The organism is Mucilaginibacter sp. P4_A11, assembly GCF_056402535.1.
Window position 1 is genome coordinate 207,481 of record NZ_JBFUHE010000003.1, and the last position, 15,800, is coordinate 223,280.

Sequence of the window (15,800 nt, forward strand, 5' to 3'; positions counted from 1 at the left end):
ACCAACTTATCCCTTTAAATTAACCTTTCGTTCAGGCGCGCTGAGAAACTGAGAAAAGCTTTTGCCTCACCTTGAATTTTAAAAACCGGCCGGAACACGCCAACCTTAACAACTTTCCGCTACCCGGACAGATGAGGATAGTCGATTGGCTTCCTGATCTTATTTTAGTAGTCAATTATTTATCGATTTCTATATTTTATTTAGCGTTGACATCCTAAAGTTAAGGTGCACTTTTATTTCCCGTTCTTTAAACGTAGACGGTTACAGTTTAAGTGGCATCCACCTCTTTTGCCAAACAAGTAAATTAAATGAATGTGTGTGTTAGCCCCTCGCACAAACATATTTACCGGGTTCGCTGCATCGCTGATTAAAGAAAGAAAATTGAAAGGAGCTGCATTCAGTTTGTAATGACTGAAATGTATATCCCATTCATCCGGGTAATAAACAAAACAGAACCAATCACACCAAATAATAAAATGATCAAAAAATGTACAAAATTAATAATGCCGGCGCTGATGTTCATGGCGCTTATTGGCATTCAACCTGCTCAGGCACAAACGGGCAAAATACAATGGCAGGCCAAATGGCTGCGCATTGGCTATCGTGAAGACAGTATAGCGCGCCCCGCCCAATATTTTCAGAAACGCTTTGCAGCCGATAAAAAGATCAAGACAGCTACATTGTACATTACTGCTCAGGGTTTATATGAAGCAAACATCAACGGCAAACGTGCAAGTGCCTCCTACCTTACCCCCGGTTGGACTGATTATAATAAACGCCTGCAATACCAGGAGTACAACGTAACTGAACTGCTGCAAAAAGGCGATAATAACCTGACTGTAGCTGTGGGAGATGGCTGGTTTCGCGGTTATGTAGGTTTCGATAACATACGTAACCGTTACGGCAAACAATCGGCTTTATTATGCCAGCTTGAATTAACATTTACCGATGGTTCAAGGTCAACTATAATCTCCGACGAAAGCTGGAAAAGCGGCGAAGGTCCGATCCGCTCTTCATCTATCAACAATGGCGAAATAATTGATGCTACAAAAACGGTTAACTGTGATCAACCTGTAAAAATAGCCGATATCGGTTATAATACGTTAATCCCAACCGAGAGCAATGCAATCACCAAACATGAAACCTTTAAACCTATCAAGATTATTACTACCCCGTTGAAAGAAACCGTAATGGACTTTGGCCAGAACCTGGTAGGCTGGATCTCTATTAAGCTTAAAGGACAGGCTGGTGATACGATCAGGATCCGTCATGCCGAGGTGCTGGATAAAATTGGCAATTTTTACACAGCTAATTTGCGGAACGCTCAGGCTATGGCTACCTATATACTGACAAGTAACGAAGAAATGATTTTTGAGCCCCATTTCACTTATTATGGATTTCGCTATGCAAGTATCGAATGGATAAGAGGTAAAAAAGCAATTATACCTGCTACTGATAGTTACGATGCAACAGCTATTGCTTTGTATTCCAACATGAAACCTACAGGCACTTTTACTTGTTCAAACCCCGATATCAATCAGCTGCAGCATAACATTGTATGGGGACAAAAGGGCAACTTTCTTGACATCCCTACTGATTGCCCCCAACGTGATGAGCGTTTAGGCTGGGTTGGCGATGCACAGGTTTTTAGTCGTACGGCATCGTTCAATTTCGATGTCAACAGCTTTTTCAGCAAATGGATGAAGGACGTAGCGGCAGATCAGCAGCCGGATGGTGCCGTTACGCACGTCGTGCCGGATATCTTAGGCGGCTTTGGCGGATCGGCCGGATGGAGTGATGTAGCTACCGTTGTGCCATGGAATATGTATGTGGCTTATGGCGACAAGGCCATGCTGGAACGCCAATACCCAAGCATGCAGGCATGGGTGGGCTTTATGGAAAAAAATAGCACCAATAATTTGTGGAACAAAGGCTTCCACTTTGGCGACTGGTTAAGTTACCGCTCGCCGGATGACGACGGTAGCGATGCCATAACCGATAAGTACGAAATTGCACAATGCTTTTATGCTTACAGTACCGAACTGCTGATCAAAGCAGCAAAAGCATTGGGCAAAGCAGATGACGTAACACGTTACGAGGCATTATTAAAAAACATCAAGGATGCCTACTTTAAAGAATATGTTACTGCAAACGGCCGTGTGATGAGTAATACGCAAACTGCCTACGTGCTGGCACTTAATTTCGATATGCTGCCTGAAGCTAACCGTGCTACAGCGGCTAAGTTCCTGGTGAATAACATCAAAAGCTATGGCAACCACCTTACCACAGGCTTTTTAGGTACTCCGTATTTATGCCATGTATTGAGCCGCTTCGGTTATACCGACGTAGCTTATTCCTTGTTATTGCAGGACACTTACCCAAGCTGGTTATACCCGGTAAAAAGAGGCGCCACAACCATCTGGGAGCGTTGGGACGGCATCAAACGCGATGGCAGCTTTCAAACGGTAACGATGAACAGCTTTAACCACTATGCTTATGGCGCCATTGGCGATTGGATGTACCGCGTTATTGCGGGCCTGGATACCGAAGAATCGCCGGATGGAGTAGGTTATAAGAAAATCGTGATCAAACCGCATCCTGGTGGTAAATTAACCTGGGTAAACCTTGATTACGAGAGCCGCCAGGGTAAGATCAGCGTACATTGGAAAATTGCAAATAACAAATTTTTAATGGATGTGGTGATACCGAAGGGCACTACCGCGCAGATAAATACCCCCGATATCAACGGGGCTAATTATAAAGTACAAAACGTTAGTTCGGGCGTTTACCATTTTGAAAATTAATTCGACGGCTAATTAATTAAGCTGGCTTACATCAGAACGTAAAAAGCGGGCACATTCTCAAGTACCTTGATAAGGTGCCCGCTTCTAAATACCAACTGCCGGAGAACAAATTAGAAAACAAAAAAAGAACTAAGAGCCTGTTTAAAAGTAGATAACAAACGTAATTGCGAGGTACGAAGCAATGACGTTATTAATAGATTACCCTCGAAACATTTAGAAACAGTTTCTAAGATTTCATGCAATTGCTAAATCGATTTATAGAATATTATTTTTATATTGCTTAACCAATTAAAAACCGATGCGATTTTATTTTATACTCTTACTGATCATTTCTGCATTAGCCTGCACCAAACCCGCCGCTGCACAGACTGCCGATTTACCAACAGCACAACGACCATGGAATGCGCAATGGATAGCGGCGCAGGGTGATAACGGGAAAACGTATGGTGTTTTTTACTTCCGAAAAAATATCAATTTAGCTGCCAGGCCTAAAGCTTTTGTCGTACATATATCGGCCGATAACAGGTACAAACTTTATATTAACGGCACACTGGTATCATTAGGCCCTGCCCGCGGCGATACCTATTACTGGAACTATGAAACCGTCGACCTTGCCCCTTACCTTTCTGCAGGAAAAAATACGGTGGCAGCGTTGGTATGGAATGAAGCACAATACAGTCCGGCTGCGCAGATCAGTGTTCGCACAGGCTTCATCTTACAGGGCAGCTCTCCCACCGAAGATATATTAAACACCAATGACAGCTGGAAAGGGATCCAGGACACAGGGCATCAGCCAATTCCCGGTTATTTTTTTGCCGCCAGCAAAGGTGAACTGGTAGATATGAACAAAGCTGTTAAGGCCGACTGGACAACTGCCGGCTTTGATGACAGCGCCTGGCCATCAGCCAGTAAATTAGCTGATGGAAAACTCAAAGGAATGGCATGGGGTATCAACTGGGCATTGGTGCCATCCACACTGCCTCCGAGAGAAATGACGTACCAACGCCTGTTTAAGTTACGTGGCGCAGCCGGCATAAATGTACCGGCAGGCTTCCCGGAGGCAAAAACTTCTTTCACCATCCCTGCAAACACGACAGCATCTTTGCTGCTCGATCAAACTTTTGAAACAAATGCTTTTGTCACGTTAAATTTCAGTGGCGGCAAAGATGCAGGGATCTCCCTCGGCTATGCGGAGTCATTGTATGAAAAGGGTACTAAAGGCGTTAACAAAGGAAACCGCGATGATGTAGATGGGAAAGAGTTTGTAGGCCGGATTGACAGCCTGATGGCCGATGGCAGTAAAGGTCAATCCTTCACAACACTCAACTTTCGTACTTACCGCTATATCAAACTCCTGGTAAAAACAAAAGATGAACCGTTGGTAATAGATGACCTGTACGGCACTTTCACCGCCTATCCTTTTAAACGCAGCTCGGTGATAAATACAAACAATGCCGAGATGACGCAAATGCTGGATATCGGTTGGCGTACCGCAAGGCTCAATGCCTGGGAAACCTATACGGATTGCCCATATTATGAACAGCTTCAATACATTGGCGATACCAGGATCCAGGCTGTAATAAGCTATTATAACGCCAGCGATGACCGGCTGGCGCGTAATGCACTCAACCAAATGGATCATTCGCGCTTACCCGAGGGCATAACCGCCAGTTGCTATCCATCAAACGGCACACAGGTCATCTCTCCTTTTTCGTTATGGTATATCGGCATGCTGCATGATTACTGGATGTACCGGGGCGACAACGATTTTATCAGCAATAAGCTACCCGGAGTGCGCGGGGTATTGGATTTTTTCAGCAAGTATCAGCAGACCGATGGTTCAATAAAGGATACCCCCTATTGGGCATTTGTTGACTGGGCAGGTAATATGTGGGGCGAAGTTAAGGGTAAGGATGGCAGCGCTGCCATTTATGACCTGCAGCTGCTTTGGGCATACCAGTGGGCCGCGGAAATGGAATCCAAAATTGGCTTAAAGGATTACACGCAGATCTATAATGCAAAAGCTGCGCAGCTAAAGTCTACTATACAGCGCAAGTACTGGGATCCCGCCAAAAAACTTTATGCCGATACAAAAGAAAGGAACGGTTATTCGCAGCATGTAAATTCGCTGGCCATACTTACGTGCATGGTAAGCAGTGCTAATATGCCTGCCCTGGCTAAAAAACTACTTAACGATAAAAGCTTAACCCAATGCTCCGTTTATTTTAAATATTATTTACACCAGGCCCTGGTAAAAGCTGGTTTAGGTAATGACTATATGAACTGGCTGGGGATCTACCGGGAAAATATGGCCATGGGACTTACCACATGGGCAGAATATTCGGACGTTAACACGTCCCGCTCCGACTGTCATGCATGGGGTGCCAGTCCTAACATAGAATTCTTCAGAACTATTTTAGGGATAGATAGTTATGCGCCAGGATTCACTAAAATAAAGATTGAACCGCATTTAGGAAACCTATCCAAAATAGGCGGGACAATTCCCCACCCGGATGGGAACGTTTCGGTAGCCTATACTTTAGAAAACAGCAAATGGAAAATAACTATCAGCCTACCGCAAAAAACAAGAGGAATATTAGTTTGGAAAACTAAAACCTACAAGCTGAAAGGAGGCCGCAATTCATTTATGATTTAAAATTTCAGCAGGGGTTTACTCAGGCATACTTTATCAACTCGAGTGATAAAGCTTCCAGCAAAGCCGTACCTTTCAGCAATTGCTGCTCATGCAAAGCCTTCGGTAAATCCTGCACCTGCTTCCCGCCCCTGATAAAATTGCGCATGTACCCTACTGTACGCTCCAGTTGTTGCTGTTCCGGCTTACGACCCGCTAAAAACAATGAAATGATCACTGCATTAATGCGATAATTTAATACCTGGATCTGCTCAAGCCTTGGCAAATCGACCTTTCCGGGCTCCACCCGGGCATGCCTCAGACCTTCTGATAACCGCGCTAAACGGAGGTGCGCTTCCTTCCGGGCCAGGCGCACTTCCTGCAGCGCCGCTTCTCCGGCTACTGCTTCCAGGAACAACAGGTTACCTTCTAACGCAGCGTGCGCCAGCTCATCCAGCTCTGTATTGATCCAGACTGGAAAAACAAAGATGCCTGCGAAAGCCAGTACGCAGCCTGCCAGCGAATACCAAAGCCGCGCAGATATTATCGCAGCCGGCTGACCATGGTAAAGGCTCAGGCAAATGACCACGCAAACCGTGATCCCTGTAACACTCCGGGCATAGGCCGACCGGTTCCAGGCGAAAAAACACAACAAACCTACCGCTGCGATAACCAGCAGAACTGCAGCGGGCTTGACCAGGAAAAGCAGCAGACTGGCCAGCAATACCCCTGCGGCAGTGCCCGATAAGCGCTCCAGGTTCCGCTGCCAGGTCAGCGCCAGCTTGGGCCTCGCCACAATCACAATCGTTAGTAGCAGCCAGTAACCATACTGATCCGGGGCAAAGAACAAGGTGGCAAGATACCCTGCCGCAAATAATAAAGTAAGCCGGAGCGAAAAACGCAGCACAGGCGAGCGGAGATTGAAATGAGCCCGTAGTTTTGAAGGGAACCCTATATCATTTGGCAAAAACGCGCCCGGTTCAGATAGATCTTCTATTGCGGCCTGTTCATCTGCGGCTATTTCGGCCAGCAAATTGCGAATTGCAGCCGTATTGACAAGGATGCCATTAATAACAGCGGCATCTTCTTTCTCCAACCTTCCTGCCACTACAGATATTTCACCAGTCAGCCGGTTGTACCGGGCATCGTTTAGCGCTATTTTCGGTGGTCTGGACACCGGCACAATACGGCTTAACTGTCTTGTTTCTTCGGATAGCAAGATAATCAATTCAGCCGTCAGCGGTAACACACCCGTTTCTGCCAGCCGTTCACGTACAATTGCGTAATCATAATGCATGGCAGTCACCTGTTCGTATAAACCGATCACCCTGATCGCCGTATTGAGCTGATGCCGTGCATTGGGGCGGTCGCTGAGTAATAATTGTCTGACCAGTTCCTGTTTTTCAGAAACGCGCAGGTGCAGGGCGATAGTCTTCCGATAGGCCTCTTCCAGTGATACAGCCGGGTCATAACAGGCGGCCTTAGCATCCAGAAAATCGGCCGTTGCAAATAAAGCCTCACGTAGTGCCTGGTACAACGAACGGAATGGCAGTATCAATACCTGCACCAGGCTTACAGCATGAAACCAGGCCCCACCCGCAACGATAAAAGCGCTGAACAACAACGGATCTTTTGGCCGAAGACCTAAGGTAAAAACCATCAGCACGATCCCCATCGTACCTGCAGTGGCGGACCTGCCTCCTAAAGCTGCCGTCATAGAAAGCAGAAACGTGAATATAAGCAATACCAATCCGGCAGCTGTAGGTGCTGATAGACTGGCAGAAAAGATCATCGACACCAGGAAAAAAATTGCGAAGCTTTGTAATGCCGTCACTGCCTTGTTGCGGCGGTTTCCAGGCAGATCAGTCAGGCTGATCAGTAACGCGCCTACCCCTATACCGATGCCCGCCTGCCGGTAGTGCTGATAAAGCAGCACTACCGGCAACAGCACGATCACTGTATTGCGCAACGCATCGGCAACGCTTTCGTTTAAACGGAAATGAAACAGAGGGGCTTTAATCTTGAACACGCTGCAAACTTAAAGAATACCAAGGCCGAAAAGCAAGTAGGTTAAATTTTAAACCTCCGCTTAGCCAGCTTACTGCATGTACACATCTTGTCAATGAATATTAATCTATAAAATCGATTGTCATTTCGACCGAACCTGCGGAGGTTGTGCGGTTGGGGGTAAGGAGAAATCTTATGCGTCATGCTCTAAGCCGTTCATACGGCTCTACAAGGTGTATAGGATTTCTCTTTCGCTCCGCCGCCTCAGTCCGCCCCTGCTCTATCGAAATGACATTTTCTTTTAGTTAAAAGATGTGTACACACAGTATTTGAACCCACATCTTATTTTTTATTTAAAAAGTTCCGGATAATACCTTGAAATCATATCCTTCTCATCATTCTTCAGTTCACTCAACAAAACCGGGGTATCCTGGGGCCTCACCCCCTTCTGGTTAATGCGATTCATTAAACTCCAATCCTTTACCGGTTTCTCCGGTGATGGATCGGCCGGTTCCTTCGCCGTCAGGTCATACCGCGTAAAATCAACCACCATTTCGGGTGTATTTTTATGCCAGTTACGCAGTGTTGCCAGTCTGAATTCTTTATTCATATACCATTTGATCTCCTCATTACCCCAGGAATTACCGATACCAAGCCCCTTTTCTTCAAAGCGGTAATTCCATCGACTGTTGTCCCGGTAATGGCTGCGCCAGATCTCACCATATTCGCCGAAAGTAATGAACTTAACATCGGGCCAACGTTGTACGGTGGCACCTGTCCATTTATCCAATGCCCGGTATGCCAGGGTATCGTCCCAATTCTTACGTTCCGCTATTTTCACCAATGCGGCTTCCCATATATTGGGGATCCAGCCGAAACCGTTTAGTTCAAAACCACGGTCAAAATGAATAGCCTGGGTATGCATAACAGAATAGTGGCCTATATCCAGGCCCCAATCCCCATAGCTCTCTATCGGACCAACACCTCGACGGCTTGCCGCACCGTTAAAAGGCGTAGTACCCCACACATTGCCGCTTTGAAGCGCACACAGAAAATCAACGCTCCAGCCATCCAGGTTCACACAATCTATAAAGTCTTTGCCCTGAGCCGGCTTGCAAAAGTGTTCTTTCGAAGGATAAAACGGGTAAGAAGGTGAGCCATCCGCACCACCGCCATCGGTTTCATGCTGGCTCCAGATTACGGCGTGCGCCACATGAATATCTTCCTTTTCGGCCAAATAGGCAAGGTTATCGGCAGATAAAAAGCCTCCCATTACGCTTTTAGGACGGTAGCCTTTGCCAACCATTGCTGTAATACGCTGCAACGCTTCGGTCATCTCCTGGTTTACCCGTTGCCTCGGCAGGTACATGGCCGGGAAATACCCCGGAAAGTAAGAAACCTCATCACCATACCTGAGCTGACATTCGGCTGCATAGTTACGGATGTCGACATAGTTTTGCCGTTTATCTTCAAGCGCATTTAAAGTGAATCCCCAGGTTAAACGGCCTCCGGGCACATTTTTTGCAAAGGTTTCCCTTAAACGCTGAACTACTTCAAGGGTATGCGCAAAGCCTTCATCCCGGTTAATCAGTTTCACATCCCTTGATACTTCCCAGGGCGAAGTACGGATCATAATGCAAAAAGTCACAAAACGATTGCCCATCAAGGTTGTAGATTTGTTGCCGGCCAGGAATTCCAGTGGATCACCTTTTCCGATCAAAGGGTTAGCCAATACCGCAGCACCACCCAATAATGAGTTCTTAAAAAAAGTTCTTCTTTCCATTCGGTAGAAATTGTCGGTTCTAAATTAACGATTATTTGGAACGACAACTGCGACATGGTCGAAAAGCAGAAACAATCCTCATCGTGACGGCTAACGCAGCTACAGTCCGGCGCTATATTAGGCGGAAAGAAGTATTGGATTATGAACCAGCCCTTTCCTCACTTCATCACAACAAGCACTTCCGAAACCGGTGAATAGGCTGCCGATAGTTTCCTGATCAGCGGGCTAAAGAAAATTATCGCTTTTTTTTAAAGCATTCAGCACCTCTTCGGTATTTAAAACGGTAGCGAACTCTTCGTTCAGCTGTGCGAGAGAGGTTAAATGGATGGTTTCTGCGCTGTATTGCTCCCCATTGATCCCCTTTTTGTTAAAGGCGGCAGTGGCATCGGCAACAACAAAAGTATTATATCCGAAATTACCGGCCATCCGGGCTGTGGTAGATACACAATGTTCGGTGGTAAGGCCCACGATAACCACCGTGTCTACACCGGCAGTATCCAGTCGCTGTTGTAGATCGGTACCGATAAAGGAGCTGTTTACTGATTTTTTGATCACCGGCTCGCCGGGTAAGGGCTTTACGATCTCTTTGTGTTCATTGCCCGGATTACCTTCAGCAAGCAGCGAATTGGGGTTAACCGAACAATGCTGAATGTGGAATATCGGAAGATTGTTTGAGCGCCAGTGATCAAGTAATTTACGGGCATTTATTTCGGCGGCCGGATTATTGCGTTCGCCGCCCCAATAAGAAAGATCATCAAAACCCTGTTGTATATCTATCAATAATAATGCAGGGTTGGTATTTTGGAGTGTTTTCATACCTCAAAATTGCAGCTTTGAAAATACCGAAATTTTGTTGTGAAGCTTTATTTGTTTGTTTTTTATAATACTGGTTCATTACGCGCACTTTTGGGCGAGGCACCAAACTTTAGCTTGTAAACCTTGGAAAAATGCGAAATATTTTCAAAACCGCTACTGTAGGCTACCTGTGATACCGGGTCATTAGAATGCTTCAATTGATATTCCGCATACTCCAACCTGCGGTTCATTTGCCATTTTACAGGAGTAGTATCAAAACGATCTGTGAACTCCTTTTTAAAAGCACTCACGCTTCGGCCCGTTAGCTTAGCCATATCAGAAATGGAAAGCTGGCGGTTGAAGTTAGTCTCCATAAAGTAAGCGAGGTCAACCCTTTTCTGGCTAACCAGGTCTTTCAGAAACGACACGAAAGTTTTTGATTTATCGTTTGATAATACCTGTAACAACATTTGGTGGGCTGCGAACTTTACAATGCACCGTGAATAATCCTGGGGATGCAAAATATGTTGCATGATCTGAGCTACATTCGCTTTTATAAAATCGGTTACTTTAAAGGTAAAAGGCGGAAGGTCTGCACCAAGCCTCTCGTGCCTGAACTCCGGAACATGGCTTTCCAGAAAGTATTCCACAAATTCGTTTTCCATAAAAATAAGCAGACTGGTATAATCATCAGAAGGAAACAACTGGTAATTACCCCGCCTTCTGAACTGAATATCCCCACCCGTTAAATGCTGGGTGCAACTTCCTGCCCTAACATCAATGCTGCCCGTTAAGATCACTTCCAGGCAATGTGCCGTTTGCAGGGTATCATCGCACCTGAAAGGGTGTATCTTGTCAATGATAATCCCGTACATATCAGACAACCGCAATCTCATATGTGCGTGATGATCAAGCAAGTCTTTAGGAATTTGTATCATCTTGAACCATTAAATTTCCACTAAGCTACATGTTGAAATGTATCTTTTTAACTTTTTGATCAATTGTAACAAATCGATGATAAAAGCAGCTTTAAACACTGAAGCTCGCTGAAAGCCTTGCGTGTATGGAAGCCGGGTTGCATCTAATTACATAAGAATTACAAAGAAATTCTTTTAAACATCAGATGTTTAAATAAACATCATATATTTGCATTGTTTTTAATTCACAATCATGGCAGAGAAACTTAGCAACAAAATTATCAGGCTTATCAAAAACGATATCCTTGCCGGTAAATGGAAAGAGGGCGATAAGATACCTTCCGAATTTGAATTGATGGAATTATATGATGTTGGCCGTTCAACCATACGCGAAGCCATCAAATCCTTAGCAGATGCAGGCGTCCTGCGGGTACAGCAAGGGTCGGGGACATTTGTAAATGCCGTTACTGATTCGGACACAATTGATCAGCGATTGAAACGCGCTGCTTTCGATGAGATCAATGCTGTACGCCGGATGCTGGAACTGGAAATTGTCACCCTCGCTTCAACGCACCGGTCGGAAGATAACCTCCAGGAAATTGAAATGCGGCTGCAGCAACGTAAAGACGCGATAATGGCAGAGGAGCGTCTGGTTTGTATTGATGCCGATATAGCTTTTCATACAGCCGTCGCGAAAGCATCCTCAAACAGTGTTTTAGCCGATCTGTATCACAGCTTCAGTATAATCATTCGTAATTTTTTTGAAAAACGCGAAAAACAAGGCATAAGCCATTTTGCAATGAGCCACCACCTACATGAGGCACTTTATAACGCCATTGCAAAAGGCGACGCAGAAACCGCCCGTCAGATCACCACAGAAATTTTAAAAAATAATTATTAAACAATGACCATCTTAACTTTCACTTTAATATTACTGGCAGGCGCCTATCTGGCCGGCCTGGTAGGTTCGCTAACCGGCCTTGGAGGCGGCGTAGTGGTAATACCTTTATTGACACTGGTTTTCCATGTAGATATCCGCTATGCTATCGGTGCTGCCCTGCTTGCGTCCATTGCCAATTCGTCGGGAGCGGCCAGCGCCTATGTAAAGGAAGGCATTACCAATATCCGTTTGGGGATGTTTCTGGAAATTGCCACTACTGTTGGGGCCGTCATCGGCGCATTGCTGGCAGTGTATACTCCTACTAATACCATCGCGGTGTTATTTGGCTGCATCCTGCTGTTTTCGGCCGCCATGACACTCAGGAAGAAGAACCAGGCAGCATTAGCCGAGGGAAGCCGTACTTCGGCATTTTTAAAGCTTAATGGCAGTTATCCAACAGCCGAGGGGCCCGTTGAGTACAAGCTTAAAAATGTAGGCGCAGGTTTTTCAATTATGACAGTAGCCGGGGTACTTTCGGGCCTTTTAGGTATCGGTTCAGGCGCACTTAAAGTACTTGCTATGGACTCTACCATGCATATCCCTTTTAAGGTAAGTACAACCACCAGCAATTTTATGATCGGTGTTACGGCTGCGGCAAGCGCGGTGGTTTACCTGCAACGTGGTTATATGGACCCAGCCATAGCTTTCCCGGTGGTACTGGGTGTATTAGGCGGTGCCTTTACCGGTGCAAAATTACTTAAACGGCTCGACCCAAAAGTGTTACGCTATATTTTCTGTACAGCCATTGTTTTTGTCGCCGTCGAAATGATGTATAATGGGTTTCAACACAAATTTTAATTAAAATGATGAACACAAATAATAAAACCAAAAACCTGGGCGACCGAGATATTGAACTGTTAGTTGGCCGCCTGTTGCGGACCGGCGTGGTAACCGCCAGTTGTATTGTGCTGCTTGGCGGCATACTGTTCCTTTTCCAGCACGGCGCCTCTCCAATGCCATCTTATCATCATTTTGCAGGTGAGAGCGCTAATTACACCACCCTCGACGGTATTCTGTCAGGTGTAATGCAGCTCAATGCCAAAGGAATTATACAATTTGGTGTAATGGTACTGATTGCAACACCTGTATTGCGGATCGCGTTATCATTAATCGGCTTTGTTTTGGAGAAAGACCTCCTTTATGTGGTTATTACCACCATAGTATTGTGTGTGATGCTGTTTAGTACCATCGGTGGCCTGAAAGTATAAACCAGGCTTATACTTGTAAAAAAAATGAGGCTGTATCATAAAAAGGGGGTTAACACATTTTTCGTATAAAAAACACTCAACTATATGATTATTAATTATATATGCAAATGTTAACCCTGAATTATGTTAACCCTGTCCCCCCCTTTTGTTAGTAGAGTCGCGCAAAACCATATACCGCTTAAGTATCTGAATAAGTCAAAAAAAAAGTGGCTGATCATGATTGATCAGCCACTTTTTTTACCTGCTTAAATAAGCATTGAGCAGTGTTTCCCAATCCTTCGCCTGTTTTTCAAATTGTTTCAGCTTCATTTCATTATCCTGAAACTGCTGATAAAAGGGAAGACTATCGAGCACCCTGTTTTGTGCGTCGGCTATCTGCAAGGAAATTGAACGTACCGAAGTGCCGTTCATGGTCTTCAACACGTAAGTTCTCACAGCTTTCGTCAGGTTATATACCGCCACTTCAGATTGTGCAAGATCGGCAAGCAGCAATATTTTACTTGGCCTGGCCCAGCCAATGATCTTATTGCTAACCGGTTCATACCTGGTAAGATCAAGGCTAAGGTCAGCTGCCTTGTGCAATAACCTATCTTTTAACAACGTGAGTTGTTTCTGTTTTGCGCGTTTGGTAATAATATAAAATGGCACGCTAAAAAGCGCGACCAACCCTCCTGCTATCAGGGAGTTTTCTAAAATATGAGTCATACTAAAATTTTCTAAATAAGTTTAAAAGAAGCCGGATGCTTCGTTAATTCGGGCAGAAAACTTAGTAACATTACCAAAAACCATGGAAGGGAAATAGCATCAGCAGAATCTTGCGGGGCATTTGGCTATTGCGCAAGGCTATGCTACGAATAAGTGCACCATCAGGAGTGTTGAACAGATTCGCCGGTTGGTCTACAACACACGCCGGATGTGTTATAAAATGCGTTAGCGGTACCTCGCTAATTAAAACAGAAGCCAGGGAGGTTTCCTCTGCAACAATTTCAACATGGAGGTATTGTCTTACCGTCTGCCCGGGTACGCGCGTTTTTTCCGCACGGCCGCCTGCCTTTGCAGTAAAAGCAAAGAACAACAGGCTGGCTACCGTAAGCAGTTTAAATAATCTGTAAAACATCTCAAACATTAATTTTTCCGGGTCCTCGCTTCTTCAAGATCAAGTTCGCGTTCCCTGGCGCGGATCAGGTGATCAGCAAACTCCTTATTCCGGTGCATCTTTTTCAGTTCACCGCGCCTAATCTCAATGATCTCCAGTAACATCTGCCGGTAATCTTGAATAAAAGCCGGTATTTGATCTTCACCGTTCAATTGCTTTTCGGCTATCTCGGCCATGCGTTCATATTTTTCTTTTACCCGGCGAAACAGCGGCTTGGCTTCAATCTCTCGGCTGCAATTATCATCAAGGTAAGCGATGACTGCCGTGGCTAAGCGGTGCCTGATCTGTTGTTCCTGGATGATATCATTTTCTACAACTTCCAGTTTAAGCACGCGCAAGAGTAGCGGCAGACTTAAGCCCTGAAGTACGAGCGTAAAAAGTATAACCGCGAAAGTGATAAACAAGATCAGGTTGCGGTGCGGAAAAGCAGTTCCATCTGCAAGCGTCAGCGGAATGGCAAGCGCCGATGCGAGCGAAACTACGCCCCGCATACCGCTCCAGCCTATTACGAACACCGGTTTCCAGCTAAGCGGGCCTTCTTTTTCTACGATCCGGCGGCTAAACAAACGCGGCAAATAGGCTGATGGAAAAACCCAGATCAGCCTGACAATTATCGACAGCACACTAATCGCGACCGCGAAAACAATACAGTCGGACAGGGAGTAATGTTCAATGCCATGAATAATGTCCGGTAATTGCAGACCTATCATGATAAATACAACTCCGTTCAGTAAAAAGATGGCCACATTCCATACCGTAAGTATTTGCAGGCGGGAGTCATAAGAAAAAATTTCTGATGAACGAAAGGACAGGAATAGTCCCCCACTAACAACCGCCAGCACGCCCGAAAAATGAAAATGCTCTGCTAAAAGGTACATCAGGTAGGGAGCAATGAGCGTTAGCGCGGTATCAATACTCGGTGTGGTTGGCAAAAACCGGTGAATAGCATAAACCACTTGCGCTATAGCCAGGCCAATCAATACACCCATAACAACCACAGAAAAGAAGCTGCCTGTTGCTTGCCAAAAAGTAAATTGCCCGGTAAAGATAGCTACAAGCGCAAAGCGAAAAACGATAAGACTCGATGCATCATTAACCAGGCTCTCCCCTTCCAGTATGGCAACGATCCGGCTGGGCACCTTCAGGTCCTTAAATACGGACGCCGCCGCTACAGCATCAGGAGGTGAAATGACACCACCCAGCAAAAAACCGAGCGCCAATGAACAATCCGGAATAAGCCAGTGCGCAAAAAACGCAATAGCCGTAGCCGTAAAGATAACCAGTCCGAAAGCCAGTAGACTTATCGGGCGGCGCAGCCGCCAGAACTCGGCCCAGGAAGTGTTCCATGCCGCCGAATACAACAACGGCGGCAGGAACACCGCAAAAATGATATTGGGATCCATCTTCACAACGGGAACGCCGGGTATAAAGCTGATCACCAATCCAGCCAAAACTAACAGTATCGGGTATGACACGTTTAGTTTGTTACTGAGCAAGGCCAGCATAGATGTTGTGAACAGCAATGCCAATACAACAAGCAAATGGTCTTGTATCATTG

12 protein-coding genes are annotated in these 15,800 nt (G+C 45.6%); 5 read left to right on the forward strand and 7 right to left on the reverse strand.

Going from position 1 to position 15,800, the window contains the following annotated elements:
• The first annotated feature begins 476 nt into the window (after positions 1-476).
• Together AC1DUD_RS07875 and AC1DUD_RS07880 are read left to right on the forward strand one after the other, a co-directional pair.
• A complete protein-coding gene (locus tag AC1DUD_RS07875) occupies positions 477-2,804 on the forward strand; it encodes an alpha-L-rhamnosidase (protein WP_477373319.1) in 2,328 nt (775 codons plus the stop codon).
• 298 nt (positions 2,805-3,102) lie between these two features.
• Entirely contained in the window at positions 3,103-5,460 is a 2,358-nt protein-coding gene (locus AC1DUD_RS07880; protein ID WP_477373321.1) for an alpha-L-rhamnosidase-related protein, read from the forward strand.
• 19 nt (positions 5,461-5,479) lie between these two features.
• On the opposite strand, the gene AC1DUD_RS07885 is transcribed toward AC1DUD_RS07880, so the two are convergent.
• The 4 genes from AC1DUD_RS07885 to AC1DUD_RS07900 all read right to left on the reverse strand — a co-directional run bounded on the left by AC1DUD_RS07885 (position 5,480) and on the right by AC1DUD_RS07900 (position 10,917).
• Positions 5,480-7,465, reverse strand: coding sequence for an FUSC family protein (locus AC1DUD_RS07885; RefSeq protein WP_477373323.1), 1,986 nt, complete (start codon positions 7,463-7,465; stop codon positions 5,480-5,482).
• A gap of 327 nt (positions 7,466-7,792) precedes the next feature.
• A complete protein-coding gene (locus AC1DUD_RS07890) occupies positions 7,793-9,226 on the reverse strand; it encodes a DUF3863 domain-containing protein (protein ID WP_477373325.1) in 1,434 nt (477 codons plus the stop codon).
• A 225-nt stretch (positions 9,227-9,451) separates the two neighbouring features.
• Positions 9,452-10,042, reverse strand: a complete 591-nt coding sequence (locus AC1DUD_RS07895) for a cysteine hydrolase family protein (protein WP_477373327.1) — start codon at positions 10,040-10,042, stop codon at positions 9,452-9,454.
• Positions 10,043-10,104: 62 nt separating this feature from the next.
• Positions 10,105-10,917, reverse strand: a complete 813-nt coding sequence (locus AC1DUD_RS07900) for a helix-turn-helix transcriptional regulator (RefSeq protein ID WP_477373330.1) — start codon at positions 10,915-10,917, stop codon at positions 10,105-10,107.
• A gap of 274 nt (positions 10,918-11,191) precedes the next feature.
• Here AC1DUD_RS07900 and AC1DUD_RS07905 point away from each other — a divergent pair, with 274 nt between their 5' ends.
• The 3 genes from AC1DUD_RS07905 to AC1DUD_RS07915 are packed head-to-tail and all read left to right on the forward strand — an operon-like array spanning position 11,192 to position 13,086.
• On the forward strand, positions 11,192-11,839 hold the full coding sequence (locus AC1DUD_RS07905; RefSeq protein WP_477373332.1) for a FadR/GntR family transcriptional regulator: 648 nt from the start codon (positions 11,192-11,194) through the stop codon (positions 11,837-11,839).
• Positions 11,840-11,842: 3 nt separating this feature from the next.
• On the forward strand, positions 11,843-12,676 hold the full coding sequence (locus AC1DUD_RS07910; RefSeq protein ID WP_477373334.1) for a sulfite exporter TauE/SafE family protein: 834 nt from the start codon (positions 11,843-11,845) through the stop codon (positions 12,674-12,676).
• Positions 12,677-12,681: 5 nt separating this feature from the next.
• Complete coding sequence (locus tag AC1DUD_RS07915; protein ID WP_477373336.1) at positions 12,682-13,086, forward strand: DUF1634 domain-containing protein; 405 nt, start codon at positions 12,682-12,684, stop codon at positions 13,084-13,086.
• A gap of 237 nt (positions 13,087-13,323) precedes the next feature.
• On the opposite strand, the gene AC1DUD_RS07920 is transcribed toward AC1DUD_RS07915, so the two are convergent.
• From AC1DUD_RS07920 to AC1DUD_RS07930, 3 genes are all read right to left on the reverse strand, one after another.
• The gene (locus AC1DUD_RS07920; protein WP_477373338.1) at positions 13,324-13,791 is read right to left on the reverse strand and encodes a hypothetical protein; all 468 of its coding nucleotides are present in this window, start codon (positions 13,789-13,791) and stop codon (positions 13,324-13,326) included.
• Positions 13,792-13,861: 70 nt separating this feature from the next.
• On the reverse strand, positions 13,862-14,203 hold the full coding sequence (locus AC1DUD_RS07925) for a hypothetical protein (protein WP_477373340.1): 342 nt from the start codon (positions 14,201-14,203) through the stop codon (positions 13,862-13,864).
• An 8-nt stretch (positions 14,204-14,211) separates the two neighbouring features.
• Entirely contained in the window at positions 14,212-15,798 is a 1,587-nt protein-coding gene (locus AC1DUD_RS07930) for a Na+/H+ antiporter (protein WP_477373341.1), read from the reverse strand.
• Positions 15,799-15,800: the final 2 nt, after the last annotated feature.

Coding starts and splice junctions, on each gene's coding strand:
- AC1DUD_RS07875 (WP_477373319.1), top strand. CDS start 477: ATGATCAAAAAATGTACAAAATTAATAATGCCGGCGCTGATGTTCATG.
- AC1DUD_RS07880 (WP_477373321.1), top strand. CDS start 3,103: ATGCGATTTTATTTTATACTCTTACTGATCATTTCTGCATTAGCCTGC.
- AC1DUD_RS07890 (WP_477373325.1), bottom strand. CDS start 9,226: ATGGAAAGAAGAACTTTTTTTAAGAACTCATTATTGGGTGGTGCTGCG.
- AC1DUD_RS07895 (WP_477373327.1), bottom strand. CDS start 10,042: ATGAAAACACTCCAAAATACCAACCCTGCATTATTATTGATAGATATA.
- AC1DUD_RS07900 (WP_477373330.1), bottom strand. CDS start 10,917: ATGAGATTGCGGTTGTCTGATATGTACGGGATTATCATTGACAAGATA.
- AC1DUD_RS07905 (WP_477373332.1), top strand. CDS start 11,192: ATGGCAGAGAAACTTAGCAACAAAATTATCAGGCTTATCAAAAACGAT.
- AC1DUD_RS07910 (WP_477373334.1), top strand. CDS start 11,843: ATGACCATCTTAACTTTCACTTTAATATTACTGGCAGGCGCCTATCTG.
- AC1DUD_RS07915 (WP_477373336.1), top strand. CDS start 12,682: ATGATGAACACAAATAATAAAACCAAAAACCTGGGCGACCGAGATATT.
- AC1DUD_RS07920 (WP_477373338.1), bottom strand. CDS start 13,791: ATGACTCATATTTTAGAAAACTCCCTGATAGCAGGAGGGTTGGTCGCG.
- AC1DUD_RS07925 (WP_477373340.1), bottom strand. CDS start 14,203: ATGTTTTACAGATTATTTAAACTGCTTACGGTAGCCAGCCTGTTGTTC.
- AC1DUD_RS07930 (WP_477373341.1), bottom strand. CDS start 15,798: ATGATACAAGACCATTTGCTTGTTGTATTGGCATTGCTGTTCACAACA.